A 19,418-nucleotide genomic window follows, 5' to 3' on the forward strand; every position below is an offset into this window, starting at 1 on the left:
GATATAAGTATTATACATTTCTTTAATGCCAAATTACACTTAGAGTATCCCAAGTAGGAATACTCTTTTTTAATTTTAAGGACGTGAATCAATGGAATATTTAACATTAAATAATGGTGTAGAAATGCCGAAATTAGGATTAGGGGTCTTTCGTGTTACAAATTTACAAGAAGCAGAGCAAACAGTAGTTCAAGCGATTGAAGCAGGATATCGTTTAATTGATACGGCTGCAGCATATGGAAATGAAGAAGCGGTTGGTAGAGCCATTCAACAAAGTAAGGTAGCTAGAGAAGAGCTATTTATCACTTCTAAGTTATGGTTGACTGACAACTCATACGAAGGTGCGAAAAGAGGTTTAGAACGCTCTTTAAAAAAACTAAATTTAGATTATATTGATTTATATTTAATTCATCAACCTATAGGTGATGTATATGGCGCTTGGCGTTATTTAGAAGAAGCGTATCAAGAAGGTAAAATTCGTGCGATAGGTGTAGATGATTTTACGCAACAAAAATTAGTGGAATTTATCACATTTAACGAAGTGAAACCAGCAATTAATATGGTTGAAGCGAATGTCTTCCATCAACGTGTCGAGGATCATAATTTAATGAAAGAATACGATGTTCAGATGGAAGCTTGGGCACCATTTGCTAATGGCGGTAATAACGTTTTTGAATTACCAGAACTTATTAAGTTAAGTGAAAAATACAATAAATCCGTCGCGCAAATTATTTTAAGATGGTTTATGCAAAGAGATATTATTGCAATACCAAAAACTGTCAATGTTAAGCGTATGCAAGAGAATATTGATATTTTTGACTTTGAATTATCAGCAGAAGATATGGATTTGATAGCTACTTTAAATAGTGGTGAAGGCTTTAAGCTACCAGAAGATGGTCACGCATTTAAAAAGACACTCGATATGCTTAACCAATTTACTGTGTGATATGGATAATTCGAAGCAGAAGCAATATGAGCAATTATGTAATCAACGTCAAGCATTGTTAAAGGAAATTCATGAAAAGGAACAAGAAATCATGCGAATTGATTATCTTAAACATCAAATAAAAAATACAAAGGAGCAATAAAATGACAACATTAGTATTAGTTTTTCATCCAAATTTAGAAGAATCAAGAGTGAATAGAGCAATTGCAGAGGGATTAGAGCATAGTGATGATGTAATCGTTCGTCGTATGTATGACTTATATCCTGACTTTAAAATAGATGTCGCTGAAGAACAAAAACACTTAGCTGCAGCAGATCGTATTATCTTACAGTTTCCATTTTACTGGTACAGCACACCTGCATTACTTAAACAATGGCAAGATGATGTGTTGACTTATGGATGGGCATTCGGTTCTACGGGTACGCAACTTCATGGTAAAGAGCTATTGGTGTCAACAACAACAGGAGCTGTAGGCTATCAAAGAGATGGCGAGGTCAAATATACTGTCGAAGAATTATTACGGCCATTACAAGCAACTAGTAATTTAATAGGTACTAAGTACTTACGACCATTTATTCTTAATAATGCATTAGTTATTAGTGAAGAGGAAATTAATGCATATGTCGAGCAATTTAAACAATATATCACGACAGATCAAGAATTATTAGGATTGTACGAATAGTAAGATTGTCGTTATGATGATTTAATTGAAGACACTGAGTCATTGTCTATGTCTGTATGTGAATACGGATGTTGTGGATGCGTGCTTTGTTGCATACAAATATAGACATAGTAATAAGCAGATACTTCAGTATTTAATTTATTGGATTGTAGAAAGAGATTTTTAAGTTCCTACTATTATGAGTTTAATATATTGTTAATATTTAACTTTAATAGAAAAAGACACCTCCATATTTTTCATTTTAAATGATTGATATGGAGGTGCTTTTATATAACTGTCACGGATTTAGTGTCTGTCTATTTTAAAGATAAGCGACTAAAATGTTATTTTATATTATTAATGATATCTTTACGTAATTTGCCTCTTAACTCTGCCATTGTATTCAAATGATATTTTTTATAATCACCTGAATCAATTCTAAAAGCATGTACGCCTAAAATTTCATTTTTACTATTTAAAATGGCGCCACCAGAAGAGCCAGGCTCAGCCATAATTTGATAATACCCCATTGGATTTACATTACGTGCCATGAGTGAATATTTGCCTTTTGAATAGTACATAGTACCCATTGGGTCATTTTTGAATTTTCCAGTCGGTAAGCCATAATGATATAGGTGAATAGGTGTATTAGCTTTGATATTCGTAATTGATTTTTCATTAGCAATTTTACGTATTTTCATATATTTTGAAATATCTTCATCTGTATATAATAGGGCAACATCGCCATATTGTGACATTTTGACACCAGTCACTTTGAGTGTACGTACTATTTTCGAGCCTTCTTGTAATAAATTTATTCTTAAATTTTGTGTTGATGAAGGTGTCATTGGTTTATGTGCTTGTTGATCATTAATAACGTGATTCGCTGTCAATATTGTGTGATTGCCAATTGCAGTCCCAGTACCATAAGTTAATGATTTTGCTGTGGGATTCCAATTGAATATAGTTGCAATATTGGCTGATTTTGCATTTGTATGTTCTAAAGTAAGTCCTTTATTTCCAGAAGCTTTCATGATTTTTAATGCATCGTTGATACCAGATGCACTGGTCGTTTGTCCAAAGTCTCGAACGTTATCACTACCAGGTATTTTTGATGACCAAGCCTTAGGCGCTTTATTATAGTAGTTACTCTTTGTCTTTGTTTTTTTACTAGTTTTTGGAGTAACCTTTACTTTTACAGCTTTAGAAGCCTTTGCCTTCTTAATTTGTGCTTTTGATTGTTTGCTTTTTACAGTTGTTGATAATGTTTGCGCTTTTAACTTTTTAGTACCATTTGATTTTGCTTTTTTTGTTGGTAAACCTTTATGTGCTGTTTTTAATTTAGTAGATTTAACTACTGCATTTTGTTTCTTTTTACTTGGAATTATAACCTTTTTATTTTTGTAAATTTTATGCTTTATTTTTGCCGGTTTCTTTTTAACTTTTGTTGCTTTCTTTGAATGTAGTAGTTGTTGAGGTTTTGTGGCTTTGACTATACTTGAAGATTGTTTAGGTTTACTATGCTTTACTATATGATTTTGCGTTTTTGATTGATTCGTTGCACTTGTTTTTGTATTTTTAATTGATTGTTTGTCAGTTTGTGTCTTTATATCATTACTTGTATTGGGTTGCTTTAATAAACTATTATTTTGTGATAGAGTTGTTTGTTGCTTTTTATTCTTTTCTACAACTAGATTGGTTTGTTTGATATCATTGGAATCTGATTTTACTTTAGTTGGTATATCTTCAATTGTTTTATAGTTGGTTGACTGTATTTCATTTGTGTTGATTTCAGAGGCACTAATTTTATTAGCATGAAATACCACAATTAAACCAATAATTATTAGAACTGATATAATATTATAAATATAATGTTTTAGATGAATTTTTCTGTTCACTTAATTAGTTTCCCTTCATTTGTATTTAAGTTAAAAAGTTGAGTGCAATTTTTCTTTATAATTATATATTTAAAATATTGTGTTTAGCAATATATTTTTGGACGAATTTTTGATAAATAATAAATTGAAAATTTTTTGCTATATCAATCTTAACTTCACATGAAACTATCGAGTGATTTTGTTTGTCTATACAGTTTTGATAACGATTATTAGGTAGGGAAAAAGAGAAGATTGGTATCGTGGATGGAATGAGAAGAAAAATAGGAGTATGTCATTAATAGGAAATGAGGTTTATTCAGGAACATTATTTGTAAAGTGGTATTTAGTCTCTCTTTTACAGTTTCTAAGTAGTATTACTAATGATTAGGTTAGATAAATTCAGTTAGATTTATGAAGGACTAATTTTTTAAAGTGTTTTAATATAAAATTACATATTTAGATGACGTGTTTTAGCAGTATTCCTGAGAGAATAGGTCGTTCTAAAGACTATAGGCGAAAGTTGTCCCTTAGTATAGCAAGCCAATAATACTATAAATAAAAAGAAGCACCGAGATAAATGAAATTTATCTGAGTGCTATTTTTCTGGGGATTTTGTCCCACGTTCTATTATTCATATGCTGTTATCACAAATTGACATTTACACACAGACTTAACTTGTCACTCATACGATTGTGAAATTCTACTGTGTCCTTGGGTGTTGCATTTAATTCATAACTCCCATTATGATTTTTATTATTTGTTGTATCGCCCAGTGATTGAATTTAGTTCATATCTTTTAGTTGTTTTAAAATAATTTTTCTTTGCTTTTCTAAAGAGATAGGATCATTATACTGTGTATCTTGTAAATCTAAATTAATAACATGTCCTTTTTTTACTGCATCTAAATTTTTCCAATTTGCTTTCTGTGTAAATGGAGGTTTTTCTCCCATTGTGGCTAAGATAATATAATCTCCTGTGTAATCTGCAAGTTGTTCTTCAGATGGTGTAGCCATATAAGCGTTTTTCGTTTCTTTTTCTAATAACTTAGGTTGTTTCATACCATATCCGTCATAAACTATTTCAGTACCACGACCGTAGTTTTGACCGAATGCACTTATACCTTTTGGTGTTGATTGCAAAACAGTAATTGTTTTTCCTTTAACTTTATCACCAAGCGCACTTTTATCTTTTTGTAATTTATTGTCCCACTCTTTTAACCATTTATTAGCTTTATCTTGCTCATTTACAATTTCGCCGAGTTCTTTAGTCGTTTCTTTATAATTCGATTTCATTGCATCCATCTGTAATGTTGGTGCAATTTTTTTAAGCTTATTAGCATTTTTATCTTCTTGAGTTGTAATGATCAGATCTGGTTTTGTTTTTGCAATTTGTTCAATATTGCCCTGGCCTATTCTTTTAATGCCTTTAGTTGCATCGTCGAGCGTTTTATTTTGCTTAACAAAATCTATAACACCAACCGGTTTATGTCCAAATTTTACTAAAGTACCAATATATGTAGGATGTAAAACAACAATTCTTTTTGGATTTTTAGGTATTTTAACTTTAGTGCCATCATCTTGTTTAAATGTTTTTGTTGAAGCATTATCACTTTTGGTGTCGTTTGATTTATCTTTACTGTCATTATTACCACAGGCTGATAAAAGTAAAATCATGCATAGCATTACAAACACTATTCTTTTCATAAAATTAACACTCCCAAAATAATTTTAATTGAAATTGATAATCTTTATCAATTATAGCATGGTAGGAAAGTATAGCAATACATAGTTTTAAAAATTTAAATTGTATATGATTCAAAATTTAGCGGTAAAGCTATGTCAGGGGATTTACATGTTTTTATATAGCATTTAGAGCTGTGAATAGTTAAAGCAACGCTGCACAAGAGCAAATAGGGGGTAATATAAACTTAGAATCTAGCGTTAATATTGAAACATTTGTAGCAACTAAGTGATGATTTATTATTTTTAGAAATCGATAAAAAATGAGGGTGATTACAGTGCAATATATAGAAACACAAAATTTTGATCAAATAGAGTTAGAAAAATTATTTGAAATTGATAACAATATTGACAGTGTTGTTGTTTCATCAGGGGCATACGAACTTATAGAATTACCAGGTATCATAGCTTATGAAAATGGAAAGATATTAGGTCTATTATCTTATAAAAAATTTAATGATTATATAGAAATAATTTCGCTACATAGTAATATTGAAAATATTGGTATTGGAAGTAATTTAATAACAAAAACAGAAGAAATAGCTATTAATATAGGTATAAAAAGAATAAAAGTAATAACAACAAATGAGAATTTAAGAGCGCTTTATTTTTATCAAAAGAAGGGCTATAGAATAACAGAAATACTACCTAATGCAGTGGATAAAGCAAGAACATTAAAGCCAACTATTCCACTAGTTGGAGAAAATGGAATTGAAATTAAAGACGAAATTGTATTAATACGGAAAATATGATTTTACTGAGTTTTATGCGGCAGTATGGTTATCCTACTATAAAAAATTGCATCAATCCGGGCGAATTAATATTTGTCCAGCCAACCAAAATTAAATTTAGGAGCATCAGTAGATAAATAGTTTAGGAATTTTTGATCGACCTGCTTATTTAAAACAATAGAAATTTTTATGTTTATATATTGGTAAAAAATGAGAGAAGTATATTTATAATCAATTACAATAGGATGATGTTACAAAGAAAACCACCCGTGATAGGGGCGGTTTTAATTATTTATTCCTCACTATAAAAGTGATTTACGATAGGTTCATAAATCGATTTTAAATCGTTTATCATTGTCGTTGAGGAGCTAACAATATCTATAACATCGCTACTATTACATAGTAGATTATGTTCATTATAAATACACATGTAAGGATCTTTTAACGCATGCTTTAAATATAAGAGGTAATTAATCAATTCAGATTTTCTAAAAGACTTAATCGTTACAATTGCATAAATTTCTTTCTCATCAAATTCATTTTCTATTTCAATTAATTCTTCTTTCCAGTTGTTTATTGAAATATACTTACCTATTCGTGTAGGCTCTTTAAATATTTTTGGAAAAACAGTTCCATAATAATACGAAAGATTAATACTATCATCATCTTTAAAGAGTATATTAACTATTCGAGTAAGGTTATCTCGGTTAATATAGTCTATATCTAGCCTTAATCTATTATCATTTTCTACTTGAAAAAAAGGTGCAGGATCTTCATTTATAAAACTAATATTTAAATTTTCTAACTGAATATTCAATATTATCCACCTATTCTTTTTAAGTTTGTATCATAAGTTCTACTTTTATTTTTGGGTATTCTAAATTTTGTTCGGAACAGAGTGGAGAACCACCTTATGTTAATTATATATAATAATTATAATATATAAAGCGTGAATATGTATGTTGGAAATGGGTTAGCTGATATCTGATGAAAGGGAGAGTTAAAAAGTTTCAGTATTTGAAAATTATGGCAATATTAAATAATGTGAAGAACTAATAGTATTCAAAATGAGTATAGATATCAACGTGTTTTCAGTGGAGTACTTAATAAAGGGGGCATATTTCAAAAATAATAATCATAAGTTCCTTACTGATAAAAAGCATAACTATTTGGAGTGTTAGTTATAACCCATATAATCAATAAAACCTCCCTTGTTATCAAGGGAGATTTTTATAGTTTCAAAAATTTAGGATTCTACTTCTTCCATTTGTGCTTCAAACTCGTCGAGCAATGCGATTGCTTCGTCTGTCGTTTGTGTTTGCATTAATTGGTGTCGTAGTTCGCTAGCGCCTCTCATGCCACGTACGTAGATTTTAAAGAATCTGCGTAAAGGTTTGTATTGGCGTGGTTCGTCTTTGGAATATTTGTTGAATAATGCGAGATGTAATCGTAATAATCCTAATAGTTCTTTACTTGTATGTTCGCGCGGTTCCTTTTCAAATGCGTATGGATTATGGAAGATACCTCTACCAATCATCACGCCATCAATGCCATATTTTTCAGCAAGTTCAAGGCCAGTTTTTCTGTCTGGGATATCACCGTTAATAGTTAGTAATGTATTTGGTGCGATTTCGTCACGCAGTTTTTTAATTTCTGCTATTAATTCCCAGTGTGCATCTACTTTACTCATCTCTTTACGGGTGCGTAGGTGAATCGATAAATTTGCGATATCTTGTTCAAAGACGTGCTTTAACCAATCTCTCCATTCATCGATATCATAATAGCCGAGACGTGTTTTTACACTTACCGGTAGACCTCCCGCTTTCGCTGCTTGAATAATTTCAGCAGCAGTTTCAGGACGTAGTATCAGACCCGATCCCTTACCCTTGCTCGCAACATTAGCTACTGGGCAACCCATGTTTAAATCGATACCTTTAAAGCCCATCTCTGCCATACCGATACTCATTTCACGGAAATGCTCTGGCTTGTCACCCCATATATGAGCGACCATTGGCTGTTCATCTTCACTAAATGTTAAGCGACCACGTACACTGTGGACACCTTCTGGATGACAAAAGCTTTCAGTATTGGTAAATTCTGTGAAAAATACATCAGGTCTAGCAGCTTCACTAACCACGTGGCGAAAGACGATATCCGTCACGTCTTCCATTGGCGCCAAAATAAAAAATGGACGTGGTAATTCACGCCAAAAATTTTCTTTCATAATATATATAAACCTTCTTTTCTCTTAATATCTCTACTTTTTACACATGATGATATTACCATAAAATAACTGGATATTGAACAGTAATAACTTTAATAAAGAAGTTGATTTCAACTGTATAAAATACGTATTATAACTATGATAATTTTATCAATGAAGAGCGTAACAAACAATCAAATTTTAAATTATTTATAGTGATTATCATTTTATGTGAAATTGCAGTTAATTCATACTACGCTATCATCGTTTAATTGGTTTGAAATTTTAATATTATAGAAGAAAAGCGGAGCGCTCATAGACCTCCGCTTAACAAACTATGATTGAGTTGAATCTGTGATTCTCAAAATCGCGTCTTTATTGTTTGAAACATCAATCTGTTGGCGAATCTGAGACTCAACTTGGTTGATCTTACCTCGTTTTAACACACTACCTGAAAAGTTCTTAGCCTGAAATTGTTTCCAATAATCTAATTCTGCATATAGTTCACGACATGATTTCATGATATAACCACCTTTACAATTATATACAATAAAATAGCTCTTCCAATTAAGAAGAGCATGACACATCTTCTCATCTTTCAGTCTAAATACTGTTGGAATTAGCACATCGCAAATAAGCTGTTGCTGGAGCTTCCAAGGGCCAAATCCCTCCACTCACTCTTAATAAGAGAACTATTTTATTAAGATAATTATACTGAATTATATTGTGTGTTACAAATAAATGGTTTAATACTTTTACCAAGGAAAATGGATTTTTTAAGTAACGACTTGATATAAAATTTTAAATGTTATGAAACAGTCAATTAAATGAGCAATTCGTATACTCATTCTTCACTAAATCTATATCTCATAACTTTGACACCAGATACAATATTTTTATAATACGAGGATTTTCATAACGATAATTATTTATGTTTTATAAATACATAAAAATTTCTTATTTGTCATTTTTTAAAGCACCTTATATTTGTGACAATTATAGAGCTGATTTCTTTTAAATCAAAGATTTAGGTGATGAATTTATAATTGTTTTGCACAATATATTAAGAGGTGATCATATGACTATTAAAAATGTTACGGTAATTGGTGCTGGCGTACTAGGGAGCCAGGTTGCCTTTCAAGTGGCTTTTCATGGTTATGACGTGACTATCTATGATATTAATGATGAAGCAGTTGCTGCAGGTAAGGCAAAATCACATAAATTAGTTGGAATTTATGGAGAATATTTTAATAAAGTAGAGCAAGCAGAACAGTCTTTAAATCGATTGTCTTTAACATCGGATTTAACAGCTGCAGTGGCTGATGCAGATTTAATGATTGAATCTGTTCTGAAATTAAAGAAATTAACATCGACTTTTATAAAGAAGTAGCTAAAGTAGCACCTGAAAAAACAATATTTGCGTCAAATTCTTCTACGATGATCCCAAGTGATTTTAAAGAATTTACAAGACGTCCAGAGAAATTCCTAGCGTTACATTTCGCGAATGAAGTATGGAAAAATAATACAGCTGAAGTGATGGGTCATGCTGATACTGATAAAAAATATGAAGAAGAATTGCTTGATTTTGCAGATAAAATTGGCATGTTACCAATTCATGTGAAAAAGGAACAACCAGGTTATATTGTAAATTCACTATTAGTACCACTACTTCAAGCAGCTGAAGTTTTATATGCAAATGGTGTAGGAGAAATAGAGGACATTGACCGTTCATGGATGGTCGCAACAGGCGCACCAGTAGGACCATTCGGTATGCTAGATATCGTCGGCCTTACAACAGCTTATAATATTGCAAAAATGTCATCACTCAATAGTCCACAAATGGCAAATGTAGCTGAAATGTTAAAAGCATATGTTGATGAAGGTAAATTAGGTACTGCTACTGGCGAAGGATTCTATAAATATCCAAACCCTGCATATAGAGAATTTTTTAAAGACACAAACAAATAACGTAAATCTATTATATAAATGGTCGTGTTATACCCGTGTTAATGAACATGCCTAAGAACTATTTACTAATAATTCAGTGGTAAATAGCTACAGCTAAAATGAATATTTTGAAAATAGATGTATTGAATAAGCCCCCTGAAATTTTGGAGAACTGTACTGAACCCCAATTTTCAGGGGTGTTTTTATGCTATTTGAAAGGAGCGCCTTGTATATTTAAAAATAATTTTATTTAAAAACTATATTCAAATACTGTCTGAATATCAATTTCAAGAATTATTTGTATAGTAAATTCAAAGAGTTAGTTTTGCAAAGTAAGAGCGATATATTTTTAACATTTAGCAACGAGCAAATAATTCTAAGTTACTATATCTGTTCGTAATTATTATATTAATCATTGCTAATTTTATAAAAAATAGTATTTGAGAATGGTATGATATTTGATAATATAATTGTAAAAACGAAGGATTAAAATCAAGAATTCCTTATATTATTCATTTTGAGGATTATACACCTTCAGAAGTTGCTGATATTGTAGTTAGTAGTTTGAGAAAAGAAAATTGGAAATTTAACGAACAATTATTAAGAACAGTAGTTGAAAAAACTATAGCAAACTAGAAGAATCGAACAAATCAAATGGAAGATGGGCAAGAAACTTTGTTCAAGAGTTATTAGTGCAACATAAAAACAATGTAATTAATCAAGATATCGATCATCTTGATTTAGTTTCTATTGAGGATAGTACAATTGACAGTTTAAAGAATTATTGAATAGTATTTTAATAAATTACTGAAACCACACTTAACGATATTTTTGTTAAGTGTGGTTTTTAGAATTTTAATAATCATATAATTTACTTTGATTTTCAATAAAATAAACAGCTTTATTTTGCTATAAAGCAATATTTTTTATTTTGAAGAAAGCTATTAATCCTATTAATTTATTTGTTAAAATAGTGTTAAGTATAAAATTAATTAGTCAAGGTGGGTTATGATGGGGCAATTGGTAAAGGATACATTGTCAGCATGGTTGTTAATTGAATCTTTAAATTCTGGTGAAGTGAATTATACAATGGAGGATGTTTTGTCAGCAAACTATTTCAAAAATGGAAGGAAGCAAACTCAGCTCCAAAGTTTTAATGAATATTTTGATATATGGAATGATGATCGTTTTATTATTTCAGATAATAAGAAGAAAACTGGGTCAATGGTTTTTAAGTTTTATAGACATTGTTTTTACTACAATGAAATTAATCTGAAAATTCAAGATATTTTTAATAGTTATTCAGATATCTATAATCCTAATACAACGCATTGTTATGGTTATACATTCAATACTGATGGAAATGGTAAGGTTTTAGGTGATTCAATACATATACCAATGATAATGAGTGCGTTAAAGGAAATAGAAAGAAATAAGAATGCTAATATTGAAGAGCAATTCAATGATTCGGTAAAAAAATTCATTCAGAAAGTAAATGAAATTTTAGCAAATGAACCTATTAATGAACAAAAATTAGAAAAAATGGATAGAGCTTATAATAAGTACTTTTCAGTGTTACATTCAACCAATGACGGCTTGTTTGAACATTATGTTGCAATCGATTTCTTGAACAATTATCATTCACCACAACCGGAATTTAATAGTTTCTTTATAAGTGATATCGAAGAGGCAAGGAAAAATCCAAGTGAAACTTTAATAAGTTATATAGAAGGAATTGATGATAGTCAACGTATAGAAGTTGATGAAAACAAAGAAATTATTGAGAAATTTTTGCATCCTTCACAATTACCTGATGGACGTTGGCCATCACAAACAGAGCATAGATTATCTCTTATGCAACAACTCGCTGTGAATCGTATTACGAATACAGACGCAAATATTGATTCAGTTAATGGACCACCCGGAACAGGGAAAACGACTTTATTAAAAGATGTTTTTGCACACTTTGTTGTTGAAAGAGGTAAAGAATTAGCTAAACTGAAAAATCCTAAAGATGCATTTGAGAAAAAGAAGTTACATGAAACTGATGAAAGGCATGTTTATATTTTGAAAGAAGATATTTCAAAATATAAGATGGTTGTTGCTTCTAGTAACAATGGTGCAGTCGAGAATATATCAAAAGATTTACCTAAATTAGAAGAAGTGATTAGAAATCCTGAAAAATGTCAATTCCCAGAATATGAAAAAAGTTATGCAGAATTAGTGAAAGAATTGAATTGCTTTGCAGGAACTGCAGAAGATTTAATTGGTGAAAAGGCATGGGGTATGTTTTCGGGTGTATTTGGTAAAAGTCAAAATATTAATAAAGTGCTGGAGCAACTGTTAAAACAAGATGATGAAAAGCTTGGTTTTGCTAAATTACTACAAACCGAGAATGATAATTTAAGTTATTCTGAATTAATGAAAATGTGGAGAGAACAACAAAAATTATTTTTAGATGAGTTGAATAATGTTGAAAAATTGAAAAAAGAAGCAATAAAAGCCTTTGAAGTATATAAGGACTATGAACAATATATCATTGATGAAAATTCATTAAAAAGTGAAAAACAGACTATTAAAAAGCAGTTAGAAACAATAGAACTTGAATTAGTCAATGGTAATAAAGAATTGGAAGATTTGAATGATCAAATAAATTATAATGATAAACAATTGGGTATAATAAATGATTTGATGCAATCTATAAAGGCAAATAATAAAGGTTTAATAAATAAATTAAAAGCTTGGATTAATGATAAAGAAGATGGACAATTTCAAGAATATAATAAAGAGCAACAACAACTATTAACAAAGCAATTAGATTTAGAAAGAACTAAAAATGCAAAACAAGAAGAAATTACTAAAAATAGTGAAAAGCAAAAATCTGTTAATCAACGATTAACGGAGATAAAGCGAAATTTAACAACGATTAATCATAAAGTACAAGATTTCGACAACTATCAGAAGGATTCAACATTTACGATTCCATCTAAAGAGTTTTGGAATACAGATAATTATGATGAACGACAAGTTTCCAATTTGTGGACCAGTGATGAATTACAGTATAGAAGAGCAATGGTGTTCCTAAGATCAATGATTTTACATAAATTATTGTTAATAGCTAACAATACAACTATTTATTATGGTATCAAAGACTTTAAGGATAGACGAAAATTGATAGATACGAAGCCTGAGGTTGTTTATAATGCATGGAATGTGATGCATTTGATATTTCCAATTGTCAGTACGACATTTGCTAGTTTTAGATCTATGTATCAAGGTATACCACAAGGTTTCATTGATCATTTATTTATAGACGAAGCGGGACAAGCTATTCCACAAGCAGCAGTGGGTGCTTTGAATAGATCTAAACGTATGGTGGCTGTAGGTGATCCTATTCAAATAGAACCTGTAGTTACGCTAGAAAGTCATTTGATAGATAATATTCGGAAAAATTATAATGTTCCTGAACGTTTAGTAGCAAAAGAAACATCTGTACAGGCTGTAGCAGACAATGCTAATCGTTATGGATTCTGGAAAAAAGATGCTACTGAGGAAGATCAGAAGACGTGGATAGGGATTCCATTATGGGTGCATAGACGTTGCTTAAATCCTATGTTCTCAATTGCTAATCAGATAGCTTATAACAATAAAATGGTGTTACCTAGCGACATTGAAAAAGTAGGTAAAACGGGTTGGTTGGATTCGAGAGGGACCTCATTTCAAAAGCAATATGTTAAAGAACATGGTGAAAAAGTATTAGAATTGCTAGTTAATGATTGGAATGAAGCAATCAAAAATGGAGAGATGGAACCGAATGCTTTTGTAATTTCTCCATTTTCTGCAGTCCAAAATCAAATCAAGCAATTAGTGAAATCTAGATTGCCTCACAAGACTAATATAGAACGGGGAACAATTAACCGATGGGTGAATAAATCTATAGGTACTGTGCATACTTTCCAAGGGAAAGAAGCGCAGAAAGTATACTTTGTAGTTGGTACTGATAATAAACAAGATGGTGCTGTAAACTGGTCTTGTGAAAAACCAAATTTATTGAATGTAGCAGTTACTAGGGCTAAAAAGGAATTCTATGTTATTGGTGACCTTCAAAGAATACAATCTAAACCATTTTATGAAATTATATATAAAGAAAAGAATATTGATTAAGCATACATTTGGAAGATGTATAAATCAGGCTTAATGGGGGATGAAATAATGGTTGAATTAGTTGATAAAAAATGGATTAAATTTTATAGAAAACTTGCTAATAGATTACTTGATTTTCGCGAGCAGCGAAATCAACTCATTAATGATATAAAAAAAGTATATGAACTTGCAGAAATGAAACTACCTACGTTAGAGAGAGATAATAATATAGTGGATATAGATCCATTTACTGTTTTTGCATTGTTTAATAAAAGTTCTATGAGAGTATCCAATAAAATTAAAATAGCTAAATATTTAGCTGAAGTTTTAAAAGTAGAGGTAGATATACCGACTAGCTTTGAAAGTATACCTACAGTTAATAATATGGGTGCTACATTCTATTATTTTGTTGGAGATCGAGAAGAAGATGATATAGATGAGTTATGGTCATTATTTGAGGCAGCATTAAATTATTCTAATGAAAAGAGTGAGTATCATGCTAATCAATTTATTCACTATTTTGATCGAGTAATTTCAAAAAAAGGGATAGGTAATAGTAAGTTAACTAGTGGTTTATATTGGATTTCACCTCAAACATATACAAATTTAGATTCACGTTCAATTTGGTATATTTACCAGTCTGGTAAAATTCCAAACGAAGTAGTTAAGCAAATACCGAAAATTACATATTATTTAAGCGGCAAAGATTATTTAAACATTGTAGAAATATTAAATAATTATTTATTTAATACACAAACAGGGTTAACTGATTTTGTTGATTTCAGCTATGAAGTTTGGCAACATTCAGAAGAAATAAAAAAACAAAAAAAAGAATCTAGTATTAAAGAAGTTGAAACAACTGATGCGGATAAGGATGTTCAAACGAAAGATTATTGGATTTTTTCACCTGGAGCTCAAGGAGTAAATTGGGAGTTTTTTTATGAAAACGACATAATGTCTATTGAATGGAATGAAATAGGTGATTTTACATCATTTAGTGATAAAGAAGAAATAAGAAGCAAATTACAGGATGTACAAGACAATGACAGTAATTATACCAATGCTACAAATGCAATTTGGCAATTTGCTAAAGAAATGAAAATTGGAGACATAGTCTATGCAAAAAAAGGACAAAATACAATTCTAGGTTGGGGGATTGTCACTTCTGACTATGTATATAATTCCGATAGTCAGTTTAAAAGTATTCGCTATATCGAATGGCAGAATATTGGTAGTTGGACAATTTTTATTAAACCGGCGAATAAAACATTGACTAAAATTACGCCCTATAATGAATTTGTTAAAAAATTAAATTTACTATTCGAACAAGATGATGTAGAGAAAGTTGAAACACCGGATACAGTTTATCCAATGTATAGTGCTGAGGATTTTTTAAATGAAGTTTTCATAGAATCAACTGATTATTTGAAACTTGTACAGTTAATTAAAATGAAGAAAAACGTCATTTTACAGGGACCACCAGGGGTTGGTAAAACATTTGCGGCAAAACGTTTAGCATACTCAATGATGGGATTCAAAGCCAAAGAAAGAGTTAAAATGGTCCAATTTCATCAAAGTTACTCATATGAAGACTTTATTATGGGCTTCAGACCAACAGAGAAGGGATTCGAACTTCGAAATGGAACATTTTACAATTTTTGCAAACAGGCAGAAGAAGATAGTGAAAATGAGTACTTCTTTATTATTGATGAAATTAACCGAGGGAATCTAAGTAAAATTTTTGGAGAATTATTCATGTTAATTGAAAATGATAAACGAGGGTCAGAGTTGGAATTGCTTTATGCAGATGAGAAGTTTTCAGTTCCTCAAAACCTATATATTATAGGAATGATGAACACTGCTGATCGAAGCCTTGCTATACTTGACTATGCATTACGTAGACGCTTTGCATTCTTTAATATGGTATCCTCATTTAATACTCCAGGATTTAAATTATATCAAGAGGGTTTAGGCAATGAAAAATTTGATTCACTAATTCAATGTATTCAAAATTTGAACGCAGAAATCATAGTTGATGATGCATTAGGGGAAGGTTTTGTAATTGGTCATAGTTATTTTTGTAATTTGTCTATTATAACTGAAGATGTATTATCTAATATTATTGAATTTGAAATACTACCTTTAATTAACGAATATTGGTTTGATGAACAGTCTAAAGTGGATTTATGGGCTGAAAAGTTAAGGGAATCAATAACATGATAGAGATTAAAAATATTTATTATATGTTATCGTATGCTTTTACTATTTTAAAAGAAAATGGTTATAGAGAAGTATTAACAGAACAGTTTAATAATTCTACTGAATTATATACGGCAATTTTGATAAAAGGAGTTTCTAACCAAATAAAACGGGGCTTACATTATGAATATATCGAACAACAAAAGTCACTTACAACGCTTCGTGGTAAAATTGATATTTCAGAATCGATCAGAAACCAAGATATTATGAATAAAAAACTCAGTTGTACATATGATGAGTTTTCTAGAGATAATTATATGAACCAAATAATTAAAACAACAATGTTGTTATTATTAAAAGAAAGAATTACAAAAAAACAAAAAAAGAGTATCAAGCATCTACTAATGTATTTTGAGAATACAGGAACGATAAATATACGGACAATAAATTGGAGTTTACGATTTAGTCGAAACAATAAAACTTATAAAATGTTGATATCCATTTGCCAACTAATTATAGAAGGTTTACTTCAAGACAAACGAGAAGGAAGTAAACAGCTTATGGATTTTATAGATGAGCAGCGTATGTCACGATTATATGAAAAATTTATATTTGAATATTACAAGCAAGAATTTCCACAATTATTGGTAACAGCATCACATATTCCATGGAGTTTAGATAATAACGAAACAACAATGTTACCAACTATGAAAACTGATATTATGCTTTCTCTCAACAAAAAGTATTTAATTATTGATGCTAAATATTACTCTAAATCATTACAAAGCTATTATGATACTTATAAAATTCATTCAGCGAACCTTTATCAAATATTTACATATGTAAAAAACCAAGATATGAATTTAAAAGAAAAGAGAGCAATAGTTTCAGGTATGTTGTTGTACGCGAGGACAGATGAAAAAATAGTGCCGAACAATAAATTTCAAATGAGTGGCAATGAGATTAGTGTTACTACATTAGATATGAATACAGATTTTTCTCAAATTAAAAAGCAATTGAACCAAATTGTAAAAGAGTATTTTGATATTTAGATAAGCTAAAAGTATATTTTCTCTGGAAAATATATTTCTTTTTTATTAAATACTTTCAAAGCTTTCTGATTTTAAAATGGTTAACTACTAGAGATATAGGAGAAAAAGATGACTACATTATTAACTAAAAAACAATTAATAGAAAATTTGAAAATAGAACCCAGTACGCTAAGAAGATGGAAAGAATTGGGAGTACCTATTGTAAAAAAAGAAAAGAAAGAGTTCTTTGATTTAGAAAATGTAAAAGATTGGCAAACATATCAAAGAAGGCATATATCTGAATTAGTAATTGGACAAGAATATAGTAACGATTTTATATGCCGTACTTTTAAATGTTCTGGTCAGGGAGGTATGAAACGTTCGCATTTAACTAATTCACTTGTTTTATTTTCAAATCATAGAAACTCTAACGATATCTACGAAGATAAAAAAACTATTGATGATGAAGGAAATAAAATAATTCTTTATACGGGATCTGGTCAAAATGGTGATCAGGATATTAATGATAAGCAAAATAGAGTACTTAATATTTCAAATGAATTAAGTATCAAAGTATATTTATTTGAGTCTTATCAAATTGGAAAGTATATATATCAAGGTGAAGTATATTTATCAAGTTCATCTTATTATGAAGAACAAAAAGGTAGATTAGTTTGTATTTTTCCATTATCACAAATCACACAACTAGATCAGGAAAATTATATATATGAAAAATTAACACCTGAGATAGAAAGACAAAAAGAACAACAAATTTATAAACTTCCTGATGATGTGATTTATAATCAGGCAAAAAAAGTAGCACAACAAAAGCGACATTCGAGTGAAAGTAATCCATTTATTCGTAATCGTTTTGTAGCTATTCATGTTAAAAAAAGAGCTGAAGGCTATTGTGATCTATGTAATAAATCAGCACCATTTAACGATAGAAATGGGTATCCTTATCTTGAATGTCATCATGTAGAATGGTTATCTAAAGGCGGTGAAGACAGTATAGATAATGCATTAGCTTTAGATCCAAATTGCCATAGAAAAGTTCATGAATTAAACTTAGAGAGCGATATGGAAATCATGATAGATAAATTGGCATATTATAAAGGGAAAAATTTGTAATGGATAGTTATGTAGGAAAGAAAAAATTGTATGTAATTACTTGCTTAGAAATTTAATAATATAAAAGCCCCTTTAATAGTTGTAGTTAAAGGGGCGTGTTAGAATCCTAAATCAACTAAAAAATTCTTTGCTTAGTACTGCTGAAATTTTCTAACATTTTATACCATGCATTTTCAATGTTTTCATCTAGTCCAAAGAGTCCGCTTCGTCCAAGTATATAAATATCTGGGCTTACTTTTTGAATTTTTTCAAATGTATTTTTATTTGATGATCCATCCATTTCAATTAGGTAGTCAAAGTTATTAGTATTTCTTAAATTACGTAAATCTCTAATTTTATCAAGAGTCGAGTCAATAAATTTTTCGCCAGCAAATCCAGGGTCAACAGTCATAATAGTTATTTTGTCTACTAAATCTATATAAGGCTTTATGACATTAATAGAGGTTTCAGGATTTAATACTACGCCAAATTTTAAATTTGCATCATGCACTTGATTAATTAGACGAAAAGCTATTCCATTCATTACTTCTGCATGTATACAAATATATTCACTTTTAATTTTTATGAGTTGTTCTATCCATTGACTAGGATTGGTAACCATTAAATGTGTAGATATAGGAACTGTTGAAATTTTTTTGACTTGTTCAATGAACCATGGTGAAAGAGTAATATTAGGAACGTAATGACCATCCATTATATCAATGTGGTAGGAATCTACATGTTCATTTAAAAATGTGATTTGTTCTTTGAATTTATCTAAATCCATCGTCATCAACGATGGAGAAAATTTTGCATTCACTATAAATCAT

General features: G+C 30.1%; 16 protein-coding genes and 1 riboswitch. Of the genes, 10 read left to right on the plus strand and 6 right to left on the minus strand.

Annotated elements, in window-relative coordinates:
* Window positions 1–91 precede the first annotated feature (91 nt).
* Genes ACF91D_RS08650 through ACF91D_RS08660 form a run of 3 tightly spaced genes read left to right on the plus strand, consistent with a single transcriptional unit; the run spans window position 92 to window position 1,629 of the window.
* Complete coding sequence (locus tag ACF91D_RS08650) at window positions 92–946, plus strand: aldo/keto reductase (protein ID WP_107590107.1); 855 nt, start codon at window positions 92–94, stop codon at window positions 944–946.
* A 1-nt stretch (window position 947) separates the two neighbouring features.
* Window positions 948–1,088 carry a hypothetical protein gene (locus ACF91D_RS08655; RefSeq protein ID WP_158261783.1) on the plus strand — a complete coding sequence of 47 codons (141 nt, stop codon included), beginning with the start codon at window positions 948–950 and terminating at the stop codon, window positions 1,086–1,088.
* Between the two features lies 1 nt (window position 1,089).
* Complete coding sequence (locus tag ACF91D_RS08660) at window positions 1,090–1,629, plus strand: NAD(P)H-dependent oxidoreductase (protein ID WP_107590108.1); 540 nt, start codon at window positions 1,090–1,092, stop codon at window positions 1,627–1,629.
* 323 nt (window positions 1,630–1,952) lie between these two features.
* On the opposite strand, the gene ACF91D_RS08665 is transcribed toward ACF91D_RS08660, so the two are convergent.
* Together ACF91D_RS08665 and ACF91D_RS08670 are read right to left on the minus strand one after the other, a co-directional pair.
* On the minus strand, window positions 1,953–3,506 hold the full coding sequence (locus tag ACF91D_RS08665) for a trypsin-like serine peptidase (protein ID WP_232166619.1): 1,554 nt from the start codon (window positions 3,504–3,506) through the stop codon (window positions 1,953–1,955).
* A gap of 761 nt (window positions 3,507–4,267) precedes the next feature.
* Window positions 4,268–5,188, minus strand: coding sequence for an ABC transporter substrate-binding protein (locus ACF91D_RS08670; protein ID WP_107590109.1), 921 nt, complete (start codon window positions 5,186–5,188; stop codon window positions 4,268–4,270).
* A 314-nt stretch (window positions 5,189–5,502) separates the two neighbouring features.
* On the opposite strand from ACF91D_RS08670, the gene ACF91D_RS08675 reads away from it, so the two are divergent.
* Entirely contained in the window at window positions 5,503–5,976 is a 474-nt protein-coding gene (locus tag ACF91D_RS08675) for a GNAT family N-acetyltransferase (protein WP_232166618.1), read from the plus strand.
* Window positions 5,977–6,247: 271 nt separating this feature from the next.
* Here ACF91D_RS08675 and ACF91D_RS08680 read toward each other — a convergent pair whose 3' ends face one another.
* The 3 genes from ACF91D_RS08680 to ACF91D_RS08690 all read right to left on the minus strand — a co-directional run bounded on the left by ACF91D_RS08680 (window position 6,248) and on the right by ACF91D_RS08690 (window position 8,679).
* Window positions 6,248–6,772: a hypothetical protein gene (locus tag ACF91D_RS08680; RefSeq protein ID WP_107590111.1), complete on the minus strand. Its 525-nt coding sequence runs from the start codon at window positions 6,770–6,772 to the stop codon at window positions 6,248–6,250.
* Between the two features lie 429 nt (window positions 6,773–7,201).
* Window positions 7,202–8,179, minus strand: coding sequence for a tRNA dihydrouridine synthase (locus tag ACF91D_RS08685; protein WP_107590112.1), 978 nt, complete (start codon window positions 8,177–8,179; stop codon window positions 7,202–7,204).
* A gap of 314 nt (window positions 8,180–8,493) precedes the next feature.
* Window positions 8,494–8,679, minus strand: a complete 186-nt coding sequence (locus ACF91D_RS08690; RefSeq protein ID WP_107590113.1) for a hypothetical protein — start codon at window positions 8,677–8,679, stop codon at window positions 8,494–8,496.
* A gap of 67 nt (window positions 8,680–8,746) precedes the next feature.
* A riboswitch (SAM riboswitch) is annotated at window positions 8,747–8,848 on the minus strand.
* A gap of 388 nt (window positions 8,849–9,236) precedes the next feature.
* On the opposite strand from ACF91D_RS08690, the gene ACF91D_RS08695 reads away from it, so the two are divergent.
* The 6 genes from ACF91D_RS08695 (at window position 9,237) to ACF91D_RS08720 (ending at window position 18,609) form a co-directional block, all read left to right on the plus strand.
* Window positions 9,237–9,548: a 3-hydroxyacyl-CoA dehydrogenase NAD-binding domain-containing protein gene (locus ACF91D_RS08695; protein WP_319633840.1), complete on the plus strand. Its 312-nt coding sequence runs from the start codon at window positions 9,237–9,239 to the stop codon at window positions 9,546–9,548.
* A gap of 23 nt (window positions 9,549–9,571) precedes the next feature.
* A complete protein-coding gene (locus ACF91D_RS08700; RefSeq protein WP_332299557.1) occupies window positions 9,572–10,126 on the plus strand; it encodes a 3-hydroxyacyl-CoA dehydrogenase family protein in 555 nt (184 codons plus the stop codon).
* 990 nt (window positions 10,127–11,116) lie between these two features.
* Entirely contained in the window at window positions 11,117–14,269 is a 3,153-nt protein-coding gene (locus ACF91D_RS08705; RefSeq protein ID WP_392436872.1) for an AAA domain-containing protein, read from the plus strand.
* 48 nt (window positions 14,270–14,317) lie between these two features.
* Window positions 14,318–16,468 carry an AAA family ATPase gene (locus ACF91D_RS08710; RefSeq protein ID WP_107590115.1) on the plus strand — a complete coding sequence of 717 codons (2,151 nt, stop codon included), beginning with the start codon at window positions 14,318–14,320 and terminating at the stop codon, window positions 16,466–16,468.
* Complete coding sequence (gene mcrC / locus ACF91D_RS08715) at window positions 16,465–17,499, plus strand: 5-methylcytosine-specific restriction endonuclease system specificity protein McrC (protein ID WP_107590116.1); 1,035 nt, start codon at window positions 16,465–16,467, stop codon at window positions 17,497–17,499. Before ACF91D_RS08710 ends, mcrC begins: the two co-directional genes overlap by 4 nt.
* A gap of 108 nt (window positions 17,500–17,607) precedes the next feature.
* Window positions 17,608–18,609: an HNH endonuclease signature motif containing protein gene (locus tag ACF91D_RS08720; RefSeq protein WP_107590117.1), complete on the plus strand. Its 1,002-nt coding sequence runs from the start codon at window positions 17,608–17,610 to the stop codon at window positions 18,607–18,609.
* Window positions 18,610–18,724: 115 nt separating this feature from the next.
* Here ACF91D_RS08720 and alsE read toward each other — a convergent pair whose 3' ends face one another.
* Window positions 18,725–19,408: a D-allulose 6-phosphate 3-epimerase gene (gene alsE, locus ACF91D_RS08725; RefSeq protein ID WP_332299592.1), complete on the minus strand. Its 684-nt coding sequence runs from the start codon at window positions 19,406–19,408 to the stop codon at window positions 18,725–18,727.
* Window positions 19,409–19,418 lie beyond the last annotated feature (10 nt).

It is taken from the genome of Staphylococcus sp. 231237_7MaSpsaltlick (assembly GCF_043107035.1).